Source organism: Sphingomonas sp. MMS24-J45 (genome assembly GCF_044881195.1).
Classification (GTDB): Bacteria; Pseudomonadota; Alphaproteobacteria; order Sphingomonadales; family Sphingomonadaceae; genus Sphingomonas.
The window spans coordinates 2,430,934-2,445,296 of the sequence record NZ_CP173255.1 but is presented as its reverse complement, the minus strand read 5'-3'; the positions used below and the strand labels follow the sequence as shown (position 1 = coordinate 2,445,296).

The 14,363-nt window shown below is 65.7% G+C and carries 13 protein-coding genes and 1 pseudogene; 8 read left to right on the top strand and 6 right to left on the bottom strand.

Annotated elements, in window-relative coordinates; translation table 11 throughout:
• The first annotated feature begins 12 nt into the window (after positions 1-12).
• The 3 genes from AB5I39_RS11875 to AB5I39_RS11865 are packed head-to-tail and all read left to right on the top strand — an operon-like array spanning position 13 to position 2,371.
• Positions 13-972 carry a fumarylacetoacetate hydrolase family protein gene (locus AB5I39_RS11875; RefSeq protein WP_404366965.1) on the top strand — a complete coding sequence of 320 codons (960 nt, stop codon included), beginning with the start codon at positions 13-15 and terminating at the stop codon, positions 970-972.
• A gap of 8 nt (positions 973-980) precedes the next feature.
• Positions 981-1,886: an NAD-dependent epimerase/dehydratase family protein gene (locus tag AB5I39_RS11870; protein WP_404366962.1), complete on the top strand. Its 906-nt coding sequence runs from the start codon at positions 981-983 to the stop codon at positions 1,884-1,886.
• Positions 1,883-2,371 carry a cupin domain-containing protein gene (locus AB5I39_RS11865; RefSeq protein ID WP_404366959.1) on the top strand — a complete coding sequence of 163 codons (489 nt, stop codon included), beginning with the start codon at positions 1,883-1,885 and terminating at the stop codon, positions 2,369-2,371. Before AB5I39_RS11870 ends, AB5I39_RS11865 begins: the two co-directional genes overlap by 4 nt.
• Here the strand turns inward: AB5I39_RS11865 and AB5I39_RS11860 are convergent.
• The 6 genes from AB5I39_RS11860 to AB5I39_RS11835 all read right to left on the bottom strand — a co-directional run bounded on the left by AB5I39_RS11860 (position 2,359) and on the right by AB5I39_RS11835 (position 9,624).
• Positions 2,359-3,537 carry an MFS transporter gene (locus AB5I39_RS11860; protein ID WP_404366956.1) on the bottom strand — a complete coding sequence of 393 codons (1,179 nt, stop codon included), beginning with the start codon at positions 3,535-3,537 and terminating at the stop codon, positions 2,359-2,361. The genes AB5I39_RS11865 and AB5I39_RS11860 overlap by 13 nt on opposite strands.
• On the bottom strand, positions 3,534-5,867 hold the full coding sequence (locus AB5I39_RS11855; RefSeq protein ID WP_404366953.1) for a TonB-dependent receptor: 2,334 nt from the start codon (positions 5,865-5,867) through the stop codon (positions 3,534-3,536). The genes AB5I39_RS11860 and AB5I39_RS11855 overlap by 4 nt, the downstream gene beginning before the upstream one ends.
• A 98-nt stretch (positions 5,868-5,965) precedes the next feature.
• The gene (locus tag AB5I39_RS11850) at positions 5,966-7,003 is read right to left on the bottom strand and encodes an amidohydrolase family protein (RefSeq protein ID WP_404366950.1); all 1,038 of its coding nucleotides are present in this window, start codon (positions 7,001-7,003) and stop codon (positions 5,966-5,968) included.
• Positions 7,000-7,905, bottom strand: coding sequence for an amidohydrolase family protein (locus AB5I39_RS11845; protein WP_404366947.1), 906 nt, complete (start codon positions 7,903-7,905; stop codon positions 7,000-7,002). Before AB5I39_RS11845 ends, AB5I39_RS11850 begins: the two co-directional genes overlap by 4 nt.
• Positions 7,902-8,957 carry a 4-oxalomesaconate tautomerase gene (locus tag AB5I39_RS11840; RefSeq protein WP_404366944.1) on the bottom strand — a complete coding sequence of 352 codons (1,056 nt, stop codon included), beginning with the start codon at positions 8,955-8,957 and terminating at the stop codon, positions 7,902-7,904. The genes AB5I39_RS11845 and AB5I39_RS11840 overlap by 4 nt, the downstream gene beginning before the upstream one ends.
• Complete coding sequence (locus tag AB5I39_RS11835) at positions 8,950-9,624, bottom strand: 4-carboxy-4-hydroxy-2-oxoadipate aldolase/oxaloacetate decarboxylase (protein WP_404366942.1); 675 nt, start codon at positions 9,622-9,624, stop codon at positions 8,950-8,952. The genes AB5I39_RS11840 and AB5I39_RS11835 overlap by 8 nt, the downstream gene beginning before the upstream one ends.
• 99 nt (positions 9,625-9,723) lie before the next feature.
• On the opposite strand from AB5I39_RS11835, the gene AB5I39_RS11830 reads away from it, so the two are divergent.
• The 5 genes and pseudogenes from AB5I39_RS11830 (at position 9,724) to AB5I39_RS11810 (ending at position 14,363) form a co-directional block, all read left to right on the top strand.
• The gene (locus AB5I39_RS11830; protein WP_404366939.1) at positions 9,724-10,923 is read left to right on the top strand and encodes a LysR family transcriptional regulator; all 1,200 of its coding nucleotides are present in this window, start codon (positions 9,724-9,726) and stop codon (positions 10,921-10,923) included.
• Positions 10,924-10,976: 53 nt separating this feature from the next.
• Complete coding sequence (locus AB5I39_RS11825) at positions 10,977-11,918, top strand: DUF1932 domain-containing protein (protein ID WP_404366936.1); 942 nt, start codon at positions 10,977-10,979, stop codon at positions 11,916-11,918.
• Positions 11,915-12,939 (top strand): annotated as a pseudogene (locus tag AB5I39_RS11820) (amidohydrolase family protein). The gene AB5I39_RS11825 and the pseudogene AB5I39_RS11820 overlap by 4 nt, the downstream one beginning before the upstream one ends.
• 133 nt (positions 12,940-13,072) lie before the next feature.
• Entirely contained in the window at positions 13,073-13,519 is a 447-nt protein-coding gene (gene ligA / locus AB5I39_RS11815) for a protocatechuate 4,5-dioxygenase subunit alpha (RefSeq protein WP_404366933.1), read from the top strand.
• A 1-nt stretch (position 13,520) separates the two neighbouring features.
• Positions 13,521-14,363, top strand: a complete 843-nt coding sequence (locus AB5I39_RS11810) for a class III extradiol dioxygenase subunit beta (RefSeq protein WP_404366930.1) — start codon at positions 13,521-13,523, stop codon at positions 14,361-14,363.

The following is a 14,363-nucleotide window of genomic DNA, read 5'->3' as shown; positions in this document are numbered from 1 at the left end:
AGGAGAGATTCGATGATGCTCGCGACCCTGCACGATGGCAGCCCGGACGGGCGTCTGGTCCTGGTGTCCGCCGATCATGCGCGATACGCCTATGGCCCGAGCGCGACCTTGCAGCAGTTGCTCGACGCGTGGGACGCGCACCGTGATACGCTGCATGCCACGGCACGCGTGCTTGCAGACGGTGGCGGCGAAGCGCTCGATCCGGCCCGGCTGATCGCGCCCTTGCCACGCGCGTGGCAGTGGCTCGACGGGTCGGCCTTCCCAAGCCACGGCGTTTTGATGCAGCAGGCGTTCAAGATGCCGCCGATCGAAACCGATTTGCCGCTGATGTACCAGGGCATGTCGCATCAATTCTTCAGCGCGCAGGCGGATGTGCCCTTCCCCACCGAGGCGGACGGGATCGATTTCGAGGGCGAATTCGGCATCATCACCGACGCCGTGCCGATGGGCGTTTCGGCGGCCGATGCCATGGCGCACATCAAGCTGATCGTGCAGATCAACGACTGGTCGCTGCGCACGCTGGCGCCCGTTGAGATGAAGACCGGCTTTGGCTGGATTCAGGCCAAGCCAGCGTGCAGCATCGCGCCGGTTGCGGTGACACCCGATGCGCTGGGCGAGGCATGGCAGGATGGCCGCGTCTGCCTGCCGCTGACTGTGACGTGGAATGGGGCGCACTTCGGCCACCCGAATGGTCGCGAGATGGCGTTCGGGTTCCATGACCTGATCGCGCACGCGGCGCGGACGCGCTCACTGCCGGCCGGCACGATCATCGGGTCCGGCACCGTATCGAACGAGGACTATCGAACCGCTGGATCGACCTGCGTGTCCGAACGGCGCGGGATCGAGATGATCGAGCAGGGCAGGCCGATCACCGAGTTCCTGCGCTTCGGGGATCGCGTGCGGATGGAGGCGCGCAGCCTCGACGGCGGCCCCCTGTTCGGGGCGATCGACCAGCGCGTCGTGCAGGCCTGACGCCGCCGATGCGCGTCATCGTCACGGGCGCGGCGGGGTTTCTGGGGCAGCAGGTCGTTGCCCGGCTCACGGCGCGGCATGACGTGATGGCAACCGACCTTGTCCCCGGCCCCGCCGCCGAGGCGATGGTCGGCGATCTTGCAGACCCGGAGACCCTAGCAAGCTTGTTTGCAACGCCGAGCGATGCGGTGATTCACCTGGCGACGCTGCCCGGCGGGGCGTGCGAGGCCGATCCACAGCGCGGCTGGCGCATCAACGTCGAGGCGACGCAAGCGCTCGCCGACGCCGCCGTCCGCCACGGGGTGCGGCGGTTCGTCTATGCCAGCAGCATCGCGGTGTTCAGCGACGTCGCCGAGCGCGACCATGTCGATGACGCAACGCCGCTGCGTCCGGCGATGCTTTATGGTGGGCATAAGGCGCTGATCGAGGCGTGGCTTGCGACGCTCAAGCGCCGGGGCGACCTCGATCCGATCGCGCTGCGCTTGCCCGGCCTGGTCGCACGGCCGGGGGATGGCGCCGGCCTCAAATCCGCATTTCTGAGCGACCTGTTCCGCGCGGCGCGCGACGGCACGCCGATCGCGCTTCCCGTTTCGGCAAGCGCGACGAGTTGGCTGATGTCGGTCCGCTGTGCGGCAGAGAACATCGTCCATGCGCTGGAGCGCGGCGGCGCGGATGAGCCGGACGGGGCGGCGGTCACGCTGCCCGCACTGCGGGTCGAGATGGCCGATCTGGTCGCAGCGCTGACCCGACACACCGCACGCGCAATGCGGGTCGAGTACGCATCAGATCCTGCGATCGAGCACGCGTTCGGCAGCTATCCACCGCTCAGCACCCCGACCGCTGACGCGCTCGGTTTCGCGCATGACGGCGATATCGACCGGCTCGTCACCCACGCTTTGGAGGATCTCGGATGACCAGCCCGTTCCGCCGCGTCGTCACCGGGCATGACGCCGCCGGACGTGCGGTCGTCACGATCGATGAGCAACTGACTCCAACGCCCATCCCTTCGGGCGATGCGGCTTTTGCACTGATCTGGACCAGCCCGACGCTGCCGGTCGATAACAATGACGATACCGATGGGCGGACGCGCCCCGCCGGACTTACGCTGCACGGCGGATCGGTCGTACGGATCGTCGATATGCTGCCCGGCGGGGTTTCGCCGATGCATCGCTCGAACAGCCTGGATTACGGGGTGATCATGTCCGGCACGGTCGAGCTGGAGCTTGACGATGGCGCGGTCACCAGGCTCGGCCCCGGCGACGTGGTTGTCCAGCGCGGCACGATCCACGCCTGGCGCAATCCCTCGGCCGACAAACCGGCGCGCATCCTGTTCGTGCTGACCGAGGCGCTACCGCGGCTGGTCGATGGTGCGCCTCTCCCCGAGGTTCACGCCGGCTGAGTTCGCGGAAGACACACGAACAGGACAATCGCGACCACCAATCCCGCCGCCGTCACCAGCAGCGGCGCGCGATAGCCGCCGGTATAATCCGCCAGCGCGCCGACCCATAACGGGCTGAGCCCCGCCATCAGCATGAAGCTGGCATATTGCACGGCATAGAGCCGACCATAATTGGCCATGCCGAAATAACGCGCCGTCAGGAACCCGATCAGATCCGCCTCCGATCCCATCGCCGTGCCGAGCGCGATCGCGCCGACCCAGGCGAGCGCGGCACCCTGCCACGCCAGCGCCAGACATCCGAGAGCGCAGAGCGCGCAGCACGTCGCGGCGATGCGCGGGGCGTCGATCCGGTCGGCGAGCCAGCCGACCACCACGCGGCTGACGATCACCGAAGCACCGATCACCCCGGCCAGCGCTCCGGCGGATCGCGGGTCCATCCCGCCATCGCGCAGCATCGGCACGAAATGCGGCAGCAGACCGGCAAAGGCGAGCGCCATCATCCCGAACGACAACAGCAGCAGGATGAAGGTCGGCGAACGCATCTCGTTAGGCGGTGCAACTTCGGTGTTGCGGCGTGCGAGCGGTGGACCAGTCGGCAGCGTCAGGGCGGGTACGATCCCGAGCAGCGCCACGACGCTGAGCGCGAGATAGCCCGCCTGCCATCCACGCGTCGCCACGATCGCGGCGAGCACGGGCGGCACGACCATCGCAGCGATGCCGATTCCCAATTGCGTGAACCCGAGCGCCAGCCCGCGCGATCGATCGAACACCGCGTTGACCGCGCGGGTATGGGCGACCGGGGCTGAGCAGGCGGCGAAAAAGCCGATCCCCGCCATGATCGCGATATAGGCTGGTACCGAAGCGACCGCGGTGCCGAGCAGCAGGAATCCGACCGACAGCGACGCCGACCCGAAAATCGCGGGCCAGCGCGGGCCGAAGCGATCGACCGCCCATCCGACCAGCGGCAAGGCCAGCGCCAGCGTGACGGTCGACAGGAAGAACGCCCCGCCGAGCGCGGTGCGGCTCAACCCGATCGCGACGCCGAGATCCTTGGCGAAGATGCCCGCCGTATAGGTCAGCAGCCCGGCAATGCCGAGCCCGACCCCGGCCGCCGCGGCAAGCACCGTTGGCCAGCCGCGGCGGAACTCGCTTGCGTCAGCGCTCAAAAGTGGAAGCCGACACGCGCGCCGTACGTCCGCGGCGGGCGCAGCGTCAGGATCGTCGTGTTGGTGATCGGCCGCGTCAGGCCGCCTGCGAACACCGTGCTATTCTCGAAATTGTTGACGAAGCCAGTGAGCGTCCAGCGCGCCTGCGGCGCCGTCAGCGTGATGTACGCATCCGACGTCGTCGACGAACCACGCTTCTGATAATCGAGATAGTCGAGGTTAAGCCAGCTCGACGTCTCGATCCGGCTGCGCGCACCCGCTGTGAGCGTGTAATCGTTGCCGAGCTCGAAGCGGTGCTCATAGTTGAGATTGAGCGTCAGTTCCGGCGCATTGACGCCGGGCTTGCCCGAGCAATCCACAATGAACAGCCGCGTCGGCGGCGTCGCGACGCGCGTGTCGGGCCGGACGGCGCACGACGTCACCAGCGGCGCGCCGCTCGACGAAATCGCGTTATAGACCAGGCTCGAATAGCGCGAGTTGAGATATTGCACCGTCGCACCGAGCGTGTCGTTGCGCGTCGGCTGGAACACGACTTCCGCCTCCGCACCATACATGCGCGCGCGCCCGGCGTTCACCGTCACGCCGGCTTGCGCGAAGTTGCCAGGCGTCGCCTCGATCGGCCCGACATAGCTGATCTGCTGGTCCTTATACTGCCAGTAGAACGCCTCGAGATTGACCTGCAGCGTGTTGTTGAAGAAGCGGTTCTTGGAGCCCAACGTGTACGCGGTCAGCGTCTCCGGCGCATAAGTATTGCGGCCCGCTGAGGGGTAGAAACCGCCTGCCTTGAAGCCGGTCGAGACGTTCGCATAGATCAGCGAACGCGGCGCGACATCCCATTCGACGCCCGCCTTCCAAGTGAATTTCCCGAAGCTCAGATTGCCGCTGATCGGCACTGACGGCGGGTTGGGCACGAAGAAGCTGGTGTTGCGGGTCGAACCGGTCAGGCTCTTGTCTTCCTGTGTATAGCGCCCGCCGCCGACGATACGGAACGTGTCGGTTACCGCATAGGTCAATTGCCCGAACACCGCTTTGCTCTCGGTCTTAAGCCGCGGGAAATATTCGGTATTGGCCAAGATGCCCTGGTTGTAATTGTTATAGCCTGCCTGCTGTTCGTAAAAATAGAAGGCACCCAGGACGTAGCGCAGCGCCTGGTCGCTCTTGGAGGTCAGCCGCAATTCGGCCGACATCTGGTCATCATCCTCGATGAAGCGACCGGGGAAGCCCGGGGCGTAGGTCAGCAGGTTCGGCTTGGTCTTGCGATAGGCGAGGATCGTCGTCAGGTCGGCAAAGCCCATGTCGCCATTCGCGGTGACCGATCCGCCATAGAAGGTGTTGTTCTGGAACCCGTCGAGCGCCGGATTGGTGACTGCGGTCGGCAGCGCGGCGGCCGGCAGGAACGAGAAGGGCGGGATAAACTTGAACTGCGACACGGTCAGTTGCTGCAGCAGTGCGGTGATGCGCGGATCGGCCGCACCGATGCGGTCGCTGATCGCCGGGGCGTTCGGGGTCACCGGCGTCGGCACCAGCACCGCGCCGACACCCTTGCCACCCTGGTGCGAATAATCGGCGGCGAAGACCATCGAGAAGCGGTCGCTCGGCTTCCACAGCAAGGTCGCGCGCACGGCTTGCGTCTTCTCGTCGTCATAGCCGTCGGACAGATAGCCCTTGCGATCGACGAGCTGCCCGGCAACGCGCAACGCCAGCGTATCGCCGATCGGGATGTTGATCCCGCCCTGCGTCTTGAACGCGTTGTAATTGCCATATTCGGCGCTGAAATCGGCGCTGAAGCGGCCAAGCTCAGGGCGCTTGGGGATGAGGTTGATCGCGCCGCCGGTCGCATTGCGGCCATAGAGCGTGCCCTGCGGCCCTTTCAGCACCTCGATCCGGTCGAGATCGAAGAAGGTCGCGGCAGGCGCAGTCGGACGCGCATAGAAAACGCCGCCGACCGAGAAGGCGATGGCATTTTCCTGGAACGAGTTGATTGCGGTCGCGCCGACGCCGCGGATGAAGAAGCTCGACGAAATGCCAACCGGCTGGACGGTGAGTGCCGGGATCAGCTTTGTCAGCTGCGCCGGGTCGGTGACGCCGGCATTGACCAGCGTATCGCCGGTTACCGCCGTTGCAGCGATGGCGGCGCGTTGCAGCGATTCACTGCGACGCTGCGCGGTGACGACGATGTCCTGCAGGCCTTCCTGATTTTCTTCGGGTGTGGCGGCGGCGGGCGCGGTCGATGGTGCGGGCTGTGCGTCGCTCGGCTGAGACTGGGCTTGCGCGCTGACTGCCCACATCATCGTGGCTGCCGCAACGCCGCAAAGATACTGCTTCCGCATCGTAATCCTCCCCAAGAGTTCTTTTTTCTGAGGGTCGGGTAGCAGCGCTGCTTCATAAAGCGAAATCGAATTTAATGATGGTCATCCATCACCAGATGTTATGCTTCTTGTGCCGTCTCCTCAATTCCGAGGAGCTGGGCGGCGTTTGCGCCAAGGATCATCGCTCGCTCCATCTCGGTCAGATTGTGGTGGAAGCCGACCGGATCGGGCTCGGCCATATCGAAGGGGTAATCGCTGCCCATGCACAGCCGCGCCGCGCCGTGTGTCCGCACCAGGCTGTCGAGCTGATCCCGGTCGAACACCAAAGTGTCGAACCAAAGCTTGCGCAGATAGCTTGACGGTTCGTGGCGGCACTGCTCGTTGCAATCGGCGCGGGCGCGCCAGCCGTGGTCCATCCGCCCCCAATAACCCGGCAGATACCCCCCGCCGTGCGCCACGCAGATGCGCAGGCCCGGATAGCGATCGAGCACGCCGCCGAAGATCAGATGCCCCACCGCGAGCGTCGATTCGAGCGGATTGCCGATCAGATTGTTGAAATAGAATTCGCTCATCCGGTGTGCGTGGGTGAAGCCGAGCGGGTGCAGGAAGAGCAGCACCCCAGCCTCCTCGGCGGCGGCGAAGAATGGGCGGAAGCGCAGGTCGTGCAGGTCCACGCCGTTGACGTTGGAACTGATCTCGATCCCGCGCAGATCGAGTTCGCGGACGCAGCGATGCAGTTCGACGACCGCCATGTCCATGTCCTGCAGCGGCACGGTGCCCATGCCGACGAGGCGATCGGGATGCTGCGCCACGGCCGCGGCGATGCCGTCATTGACCAACCGTGCCGCCGCTCGCCCGGTCTCGGGGTCGGTGAAATAGAAATACTGCCCCGGGCTCGGCGAGATCGCCTGCACGTCGATGCCGAGCCGGTCCATGTCAGCGATCCGCGTATCGACGCCGTAGAGCTTGCACCCGATCTCGGCGAATTGCGCGCGGTTGACCTCGGCCGTTTTCGCACTGGTGAAATCGTGGATGCCGGGCGGCGGGCCAGGATAGCTTTGCTGCACCAGCGCATCGGCTGCGGCAATGCCGAGATGGCAATGCAGATCGATCGTCAGATGCTGGCCACTCCGCGATACGACGATCGGGCGCGTCACGAGGACTGGCCCGACGCCAGCTCCTCGGGCCAATACAGCCGCATGGGATTGGCGACGAGCAGCTTATGCTGCAGCGTCTCTGTCGGCGCGATACGCGGAATGATATCGACCAGCCCGCCATCGTCCGGAATGCGATGCTCCATGTTGGGGTGCGGCCAATCGGTGCCCCACAGCACGCGATCCTGATAGTCGTTGACCAGGGGTGCGACCGCAGCGACGAAATCGTCATAGGGCTCACCCTGCGGCGAGAGGCGATCGGGACAGGTCGCCTTGAACCAGATGTCGTCGCGGCTATCGAGCAGGCCGCGAAACGCGCGCATGTCGGCCCCCTCCGGACCTTGCGTCACGTCGGGACGGCCCATGTGGTCGATCACGATCGGCACCGGGATCGCGGCGAGGAAGGGCCGCATTTCCTCCAGAATATCCGCCTCGAAATAGACAACGACATGCCATCCGGCGGGGAGCCGCGATGCCACCTCCAGGAACTTGTCCTTCGGCGCATTATCGACCAAGCGCTTCAGGAAATTGAAGCGGATGCCACGAATGCCGCCTGCATGCAGCGCGTTCAGATCGGCAGCCGAGATCGCCGGATCCACGACTGCGACGCCCCGCGCGCGCCCGTTCGACCGCGCGATCGCGTCGAGCGTCGCGGCATTATCGGTGCCGTGGCAGCTCGCCTGCACGATCACGTTGCGGGCGAAGCCAAGTCGGTCGCGCAAGGCGAACAACATGTCCGGCCCGGCATCCTGCGGGTGATATTTAGCGAGCGGGCTGAACGGAAAGCGATCCGCCGGGCCGAACACGTGGCAATGCGCATCGACCGCACCCGGCGGCGGGACGAAGCGTGGCACGGAAGGTTCGAGCGTCCAGCTCCGGATGCGGCCCTGTGCGTCGGTGCTCATGCGAAAACCTGCCCGTCCATCAATTTGCGTGCGGTGCGCAGCAAGGCGGCGCTCGCGACTTGCCCGTCCGCGCCGAGTTCGAGAACACACGTCATCTCGCCCGTCGGATGTTCGACCGACAGCGTCTTGCGGTTCCCGTCGGGAATGTCCGCCACCTCGGCGGCGGGCGATCCGGGGACAAGGCAGGCGGTCGCCACGCTCACCGCACCGAGCACGCCGATCGTGGCATGTGCGCGGTGCGGAATGAAGCTTCGCACCGTCACCGCACCGCCGTGCGCAGGCGGGGCGACGAGCATCATCTTGGGCACCGATTTCGCGGTGACATCGCCGAGGTTCATCAAGGGCCCAGCCGTCAACCGGATCGCCTCGATCCGGGCCTTGAGCTCGGTATCGGCATCGAGCGTATCGCGGTCTTCATAGCCGGTCGCGCGGACATCGCTTGCCTTGAACACGACGCACGGCATGCCATTGTCGATCAGCGTGCACGCGACACCCTCGATCGTATCGACGGCGTTACCGGTCGGCAGCAGCGCACCGCAGGACGATCCGGCGGTATCACGGAATTCGAGCGGGACCGGCGCAGCACTACCGGGTACGCCGTCGATCCTCGCACCACCGTCGTAACTCGGGATGCCGCCAGGCGTCGAGATCGTAGCGACCGCCACCTGGCCGGTATTGGCCATGAAGATCGCGACGCGCGTCTCGTCACCCGTCGCCGGGACGAGGCCGCGCTCAATCGCAAACGGTCCGACGCCTGCCAGCATATTACCGCAATTCTGGCTGTCGCTGACGATCGCTTGATCGACGAAGACTTGCAGAAAGAGATAGTCGACATCGACCCCATCGCGCGCCGATTTCGAAACCACCGCGACCTTGGAGGTCAGCGGATCGGCACCGCCCATCCCGTCGATCTGGCGTGGGTCGGGCGATCCCATGATCCGCAGCAGGAAAGCGTCACGCGCAGCCGCATCGCTCGGCAAATCCTCGGCACGGAAGAAGGCCCCCTTGGAGGTACCCCCGCGCATCCACATGCACGCGACGCCTTCACTCATAGGTCAGCCCGAGTGCCGAGAGCTTGCCGCGCATGTCGTAAATGTCGAGGCCCAGTTCGCCCGCGGCGAGGCGCCGGCGCTTGTCCTCTTCTTTCGCCTCACGCTCCTGCGCGGCCTGGAGCACGCTAACCGCCTCCGCGCGCTTGACCACGCACACACCATCATCGTCCGCAACGATCACGTCGCCCGCCTCGATGGCCACGCCCGCACACACGATCGGCACGTTGACCGATCCCAGCGTCACCTTGATTGTCCCTTGCGCGAACACCGCCTTCGACCAGACCGGAAATCCCATCTGCGTCAGGTCGCGCACGTCGCGCACGCCTGCGTCGATCACCAGCCCGCGACACCCGCGCGCCTGCGCCGAGGTAGCGAGCAAGTCGCCGAAATAGCCGTCCTCACACGGCGATGTCGGCGCGAGCACGAGGATATCACCCGCCTGCAGTTGTTCGATCGCGACATGGATCATCCAGTTGTCGCCCGGAGGAGCAGAGATGGTAACAGCCGATCCGGCGACCCGCGCGCCGGGATAGATCGGCCGCAAGCGGCTACCGAGCAGGCCGATCCGCCCTTGCGCTTCGTGCACGGTAGCGACCCCGCATGCACCCAGCCCGTCGATCACCGCGGCATCAGCCCGTTCGATATTGCGCACCACACGTCCGGCCATGCGATCACTCCGATTTTGTGAGTTTGCGCCTAGGCGAGGGGGTGGGGGGATCATAATTGGTTCTGCGTATGGGCGATAAGAATTTGCTATGTCCGGGGCATGACTCGAGCGTTTGACCTTAACCTTCGGCATTTGCGGGCGTTGTCCGCGATCGTGGCGCATGGGAGCATGAACGCCGCGGCGCAGGCGGTGAACCTTTCGCAGCCGGCGTTGACGCAGGGGCTGGCGAAGCTGGAGCGGCAATTGGGCACCGCGCTGTTCGTGCGGCGACCCGACGGGGTCACGCCGACCGAGGCGGGGCTGGTGATGGCAGGCCGCGCCACGGCGGCGCTGGAGCATCTGACGATCGCGACCGCGCGGCGCAGCGCGCGCGGCTTCGCCCGGCCCGAGCATCTGATGACCGCGAGCCAGCTTCACGCGTTCCTCGCGCTGGCCGATGCGGGCAGCTTCGTCGGCGCCGCGGCCGCGACCGGCCTGTCGCAGCCGGCGCTGCACCGCGCCGCGCGCGATCTGGAGCAGATTGGCGGGATTGCGCTTGCCGAACGGCGCGGGCGCGGCGTCACGCTGACCGCAGCCGGGCGACGCCTGGCGCGCGGAATCCGCCTTGCCGCGCGCGAGATCGAGGCCGGGATCGTCGAACTGTCGGGCACGACGGATAGCGGTCGGATCGCGATCGGGGCGATGCCGCTGTCGCGCGCGCTGATCCTGCCGCACGCGATCGCGGCGTTCGTCGGCGGAACGCCCCGCGCGCTGGTCGACGTCGCGGAAGGATCGTGGCGCGAACTGGTCGAGCCGCTGCGCGACGGGGTGATCGACCTGATGATCGGCGCGCTGCGCGACGAGACGCCCGAGGGACTTGAACAGCGCGCGCTGTTTGCCGATCGGCTCGTCGTGATCGGCCGTGCTGGCCACCCGCTGGCCAGCGTGGCGAATCCCACGCTCGACGCGCTGTCGAAATATCGCTGGATCGTCGGCCAGGAGGATACGCCTTTGCGCGCGCACTGGGATGCGCTGTTCGTTGGGCGCCACCGCCCCGACGCGCCGATCGAATGCGGATCGGTGATGGTGATCCGCGGTGTGCTGCGCGAAAGCGATGCGCTGATCCTGCTCTCGCCCGATCAGGTCGCGCTGGAAATCGAAAGCGGCATCCTGACCGCGATCGGCCCGCCGCTCGAACATGGCGTCCGCACGATCGGCATCACGACGCGGGTCGGCTGGCGCCCGACCGCCGCACAGGCGCGTTTCGTCGCCTTGATCGAACAGGCGGCAGAGCACACCAGAATTCAGGAAATCAAATAGCCGATCCGACAATCCAATTTGGAACAATGGGTGTTCGAAGTTACGATTTCGGGGTGAAAAACGACGCTGTCTTCATCGGATTTGGCGAGGCCGCGATGGCGTTTGCGGATGGCGGGGCGGCGCGCGGGTACGACCGCAAGACCGACGATGCCGGAGCGCGCGCGGCGAAACTGGCGGATTTCGAGAATGCGGGCGTGCACGCCTGTGACACCGTCGCCGACGCGGTAGCGGATGCTTCGGTGATCCTGTCGCTGGTCACCGCCGACCAAGCCTTGGCCGCCGCGACCGCGGCTGCGCCGCATATTGAGCGCCAGGCATTGTGGCTCGACATGAACAGCGTCGCCCCCGACACGAAGCGCGCCGCCGCCGCCGTGATCCACGAAGCGGGTGGTCGCTATGTCGACGTCGCGGTGTTGGCGCCGGTCCACCCTGCCCGGCTGGCCGTGCCGTTGCTGGTGAGCGGACCCGATGCCGAAGCGGGCGCGGCGGCGCTGACCGCGTTTGGGTTCACCAACATCCGGATCGTGGCGGGTGGTGTAGGTGCGGCCTCGACGATCAAGATGGTGCGATCGGTGATGGTAAAGGGTCTGGAGGCGCTGACCGCCGAATGGATTCTGGCCGCCGAGGCCGCCGGCATCCGCGACGAAGCGGTCGCAGCGCTGAATGTGAGCTGGCCCGGCGTCGATTGGGCGGAGAAGGCCGATTACAATCTCGACCGGATGATGCTGCACGGCCTGCGCCGCGCGGCGGAGATGGAGGAAGTGGTCAAGACGCTCGATGCGCTCGGCACCGGCTCCGCGATGACGCGCGGCACGGTGGCGCGGCAGCGCGCGATCGGCGCGATGGGTCTCAACCCTGCCCCGACCCTGTCGGCGAAGCTCGCCGCCCTTTCCGTCGCCCCAGCGCAGGCTGGGGCCTCAAGCCGCAAAGGTTCGCCCGATAACGAAAAGACCCCAGCCTTCGCTGGGGTGACGGAGAGTGGGATAAACGCGTGACCCTGATCATCGACTGCCACGGCCATTATACCACCGCCCCACCGGAGCATGACGGCTGGCGCGATGCGCAGAAGGCGGCGTTCAAGGCGGGCGAGACACCCCCGCCCTACCCCGATATCTCCGACGACCAGATCCGCGAGACGATCGAGGCGAACCAGCTGAAGCTGTTGAAAGAGCGCGGCGCGGACATGACGATCTTCTCCCCGCGCGCATCCACGATGGCGCCGCATGTCGGCGACGAGAGCGTGGCGCTGGCTTGGGCGCGCAATTCGAACGATTTGATCGCGCGCGTGGTCGATCTCTACCCCGAGACCTTCGTCGGCGTGTGCATGTTGCCGCAGAACCCGAAGGCCGATCTTGCCGGGTCGATCGCCGAACTGGAACGCTGCGTGACCGAGCGCGGCTTTATCGGCTGCAATCTCAACCCCGATCCGGGTGGCGGGCATTTCACTGCGCCGCCGCTGACCGACCGCTTCTGGTATCCCTTTTACGAGAAGATGGTCGAACTCGACGCGCCGGCGATGATCCACGTGTCGGGCAGTTGCAATCCGGGGCTGCACGCCACGGGTGCCTATTACATCGCCGCCGATACGATCGCCTTCATGCAGTTGATCCAGGGCAATCTGTTCGCCGATTTCCCGAGCTTACGCTTCATCATCCCGCATGGCGGCGGGGCGGTGCCGTATCATTGGGGGCGCTATCGCGGTCTCGCCGACATGCTGAAGCAGCCCGAGCTGGCGACGCATGTGATGAACAATGTGTATTTCGATACCTGCGTCTATCACCAGCCGGGCATCGACCTGTTGGCCGAAGTGATCGACACCAAGAACATCCTGTTCGGCAGCGAGATGGTCGGCGCGGTGCGCGGCATCGACCCGCAGACCGGGCAGTATTTCGACGACACCAAGCGCTACGTCGATGCGCTGCCGATCACCCCGGAGCAGCGCCACGCCATTTTCGAAGGCAATGCCCGCCGCGTCTTCCCCGGCTCGACGCGAAGTTGAAGGCGCGAGGATTGTGATGCGGTACACGCAACGCTCTTCCAATCGTCACCCCGGACCTGTTCCGGGGTCCACCGTGCCGCGCACTTTGCGGCCGGTTGGCGCGCGGCACGGTGGATGCCGGAACATATCCGGCATGACGGAGAAAGAGCAATGACCCAACCCCGCGACATCCACGCCTATCTGGCGGAGTTCGAGGACATTCCCGGCACGCGCGTGTTCACCGCGACGCGCGCGCGGCAGGGATATCACCTCAACCAGTTCGCGATGAGCCTGATGCAGCCGGAAAACCGCGCGGCGTGGAAGGCCGACGAGCGCGCCTATCTCGACCGCTGGCCGATATCGGACGAGCAGAAGGAGGCGATCCTGGCGCGCGATTACAATCGCTGCCTGGATCTGGGCGGCAATGTCTATTTCCTGGCCAAGGTGTTTTCGACCGACGGGATGAGCTTTGCCGAAGCCGTCTCCACCATGACCGACATGACTTTCCCCGAATATCGCGAGATGATGCTGAACGGCGGTCGCCCGCCCGAGGGCAATCGGTCGATCAAGGCGAACGCCGCCGCTGCGTCCGCTCAATCCCCAACCGGAAAGAACTGACATGGCACGCATCACCGCAGGCGTCGGGTCCAGCCATGTGCCGCTGCTGGGCGTGGCGGTCGATCAGGGCAAGACCGGCGACGACTATTTCGGCCCGATCTTCCAGGGCTATGAATGGACCAAGGCGTGGGAGAAGGAGACCAAACCCGACGTCGTCATCCTGGTCTTCAACGACCATGCCTCGGCCTTCGACATGAAGATCATCCCGACTTTCGCGATCGGTTGCGGCGAGCGCTACACATCCGCCGACGAAGGCTGGGGCCCGCGCCCGGTGCCCGATGTCGAGGGGCATCCCGATCTCGCCTGGCACATTGCGCAGAGCCTGATCCTCGACGAATTCGACATGACGATCATCAACGAGATGGACGTCGATCACGGGCTGACCGTGCCGTTGAGCATGATGTTCGGCCAGCCCGAGGCGTGGCCGGTCAAGGTCGTGCCGCTGGCGGTTAACGTCGTCACCTATCCGGTGCCGTCGGGCAATCGCTGCTGGGCGCTGGGCGAGGCGATCGCGCGCGCGGTGGAGAGCTTCCCGGAGGATCTGAACGTGCAGATCTGGGGCACGGGCGGGATGAGCCACCAGTTGCAGGGGCCGCGTGCGGGGTTGCTGAACCGCGAATGGGACAATCACTTTCTCGACCTGCTAGAATCGGACAATGACGATGTCCGGCGCATCCCGCACATCGAATATCTTCGCGAAACCGGCAGCGAAGGCATCGAAATGGTGATGTGGCTGATCATGCGCGGGGCGCTGGGCAAGAGCGTCAAGCGGCTGCACCGGCATTACCACATTCCGTGCAGCAATACGGCGATCGGGCATATCGTGCTGGAGCCTGCGGGCTGA

Coding starts and splice junctions, on each gene's coding strand:
- AB5I39_RS11870 (WP_404366962.1), top strand. CDS start 981: ATGCGCGTCATCGTCACGGGCGCGGCGGGGTTTCTGGGGCAGCAGGTC.
- AB5I39_RS11865 (WP_404366959.1), top strand. CDS start 1,883: ATGACCAGCCCGTTCCGCCGCGTCGTCACCGGGCATGACGCCGCCGGA.
- AB5I39_RS11855 (WP_404366953.1), bottom strand. CDS start 5,867: ATGCGGAAGCAGTATCTTTGCGGCGTTGCGGCAGCCACGATGATGTGG.
- AB5I39_RS11810 (WP_404366930.1), top strand. CDS start 13,521: ATGGCACGCATCACCGCAGGCGTCGGGTCCAGCCATGTGCCGCTGCTG.
- AB5I39_RS11845 (WP_404366947.1), bottom strand. CDS start 7,905: ATGAGCACCGACGCACAGGGCCGCATCCGGAGCTGGACGCTCGAACCT.
- ligA (WP_404366933.1), top strand. CDS start 13,073: ATGACCCAACCCCGCGACATCCACGCCTATCTGGCGGAGTTCGAGGAC.
- AB5I39_RS11835 (WP_404366942.1), bottom strand. CDS start 9,624: ATGGCCGGACGTGTGGTGCGCAATATCGAACGGGCTGATGCCGCGGTG.
- AB5I39_RS11875 (WP_404366965.1), top strand. CDS start 13: ATGATGCTCGCGACCCTGCACGATGGCAGCCCGGACGGGCGTCTGGTC.
- AB5I39_RS11830 (WP_404366939.1), top strand. CDS start 9,724: ATGACTCGAGCGTTTGACCTTAACCTTCGGCATTTGCGGGCGTTGTCC.
- AB5I39_RS11840 (WP_404366944.1), bottom strand. CDS start 8,957: ATGAGTGAAGGCGTCGCGTGCATGTGGATGCGCGGGGGTACCTCCAAG.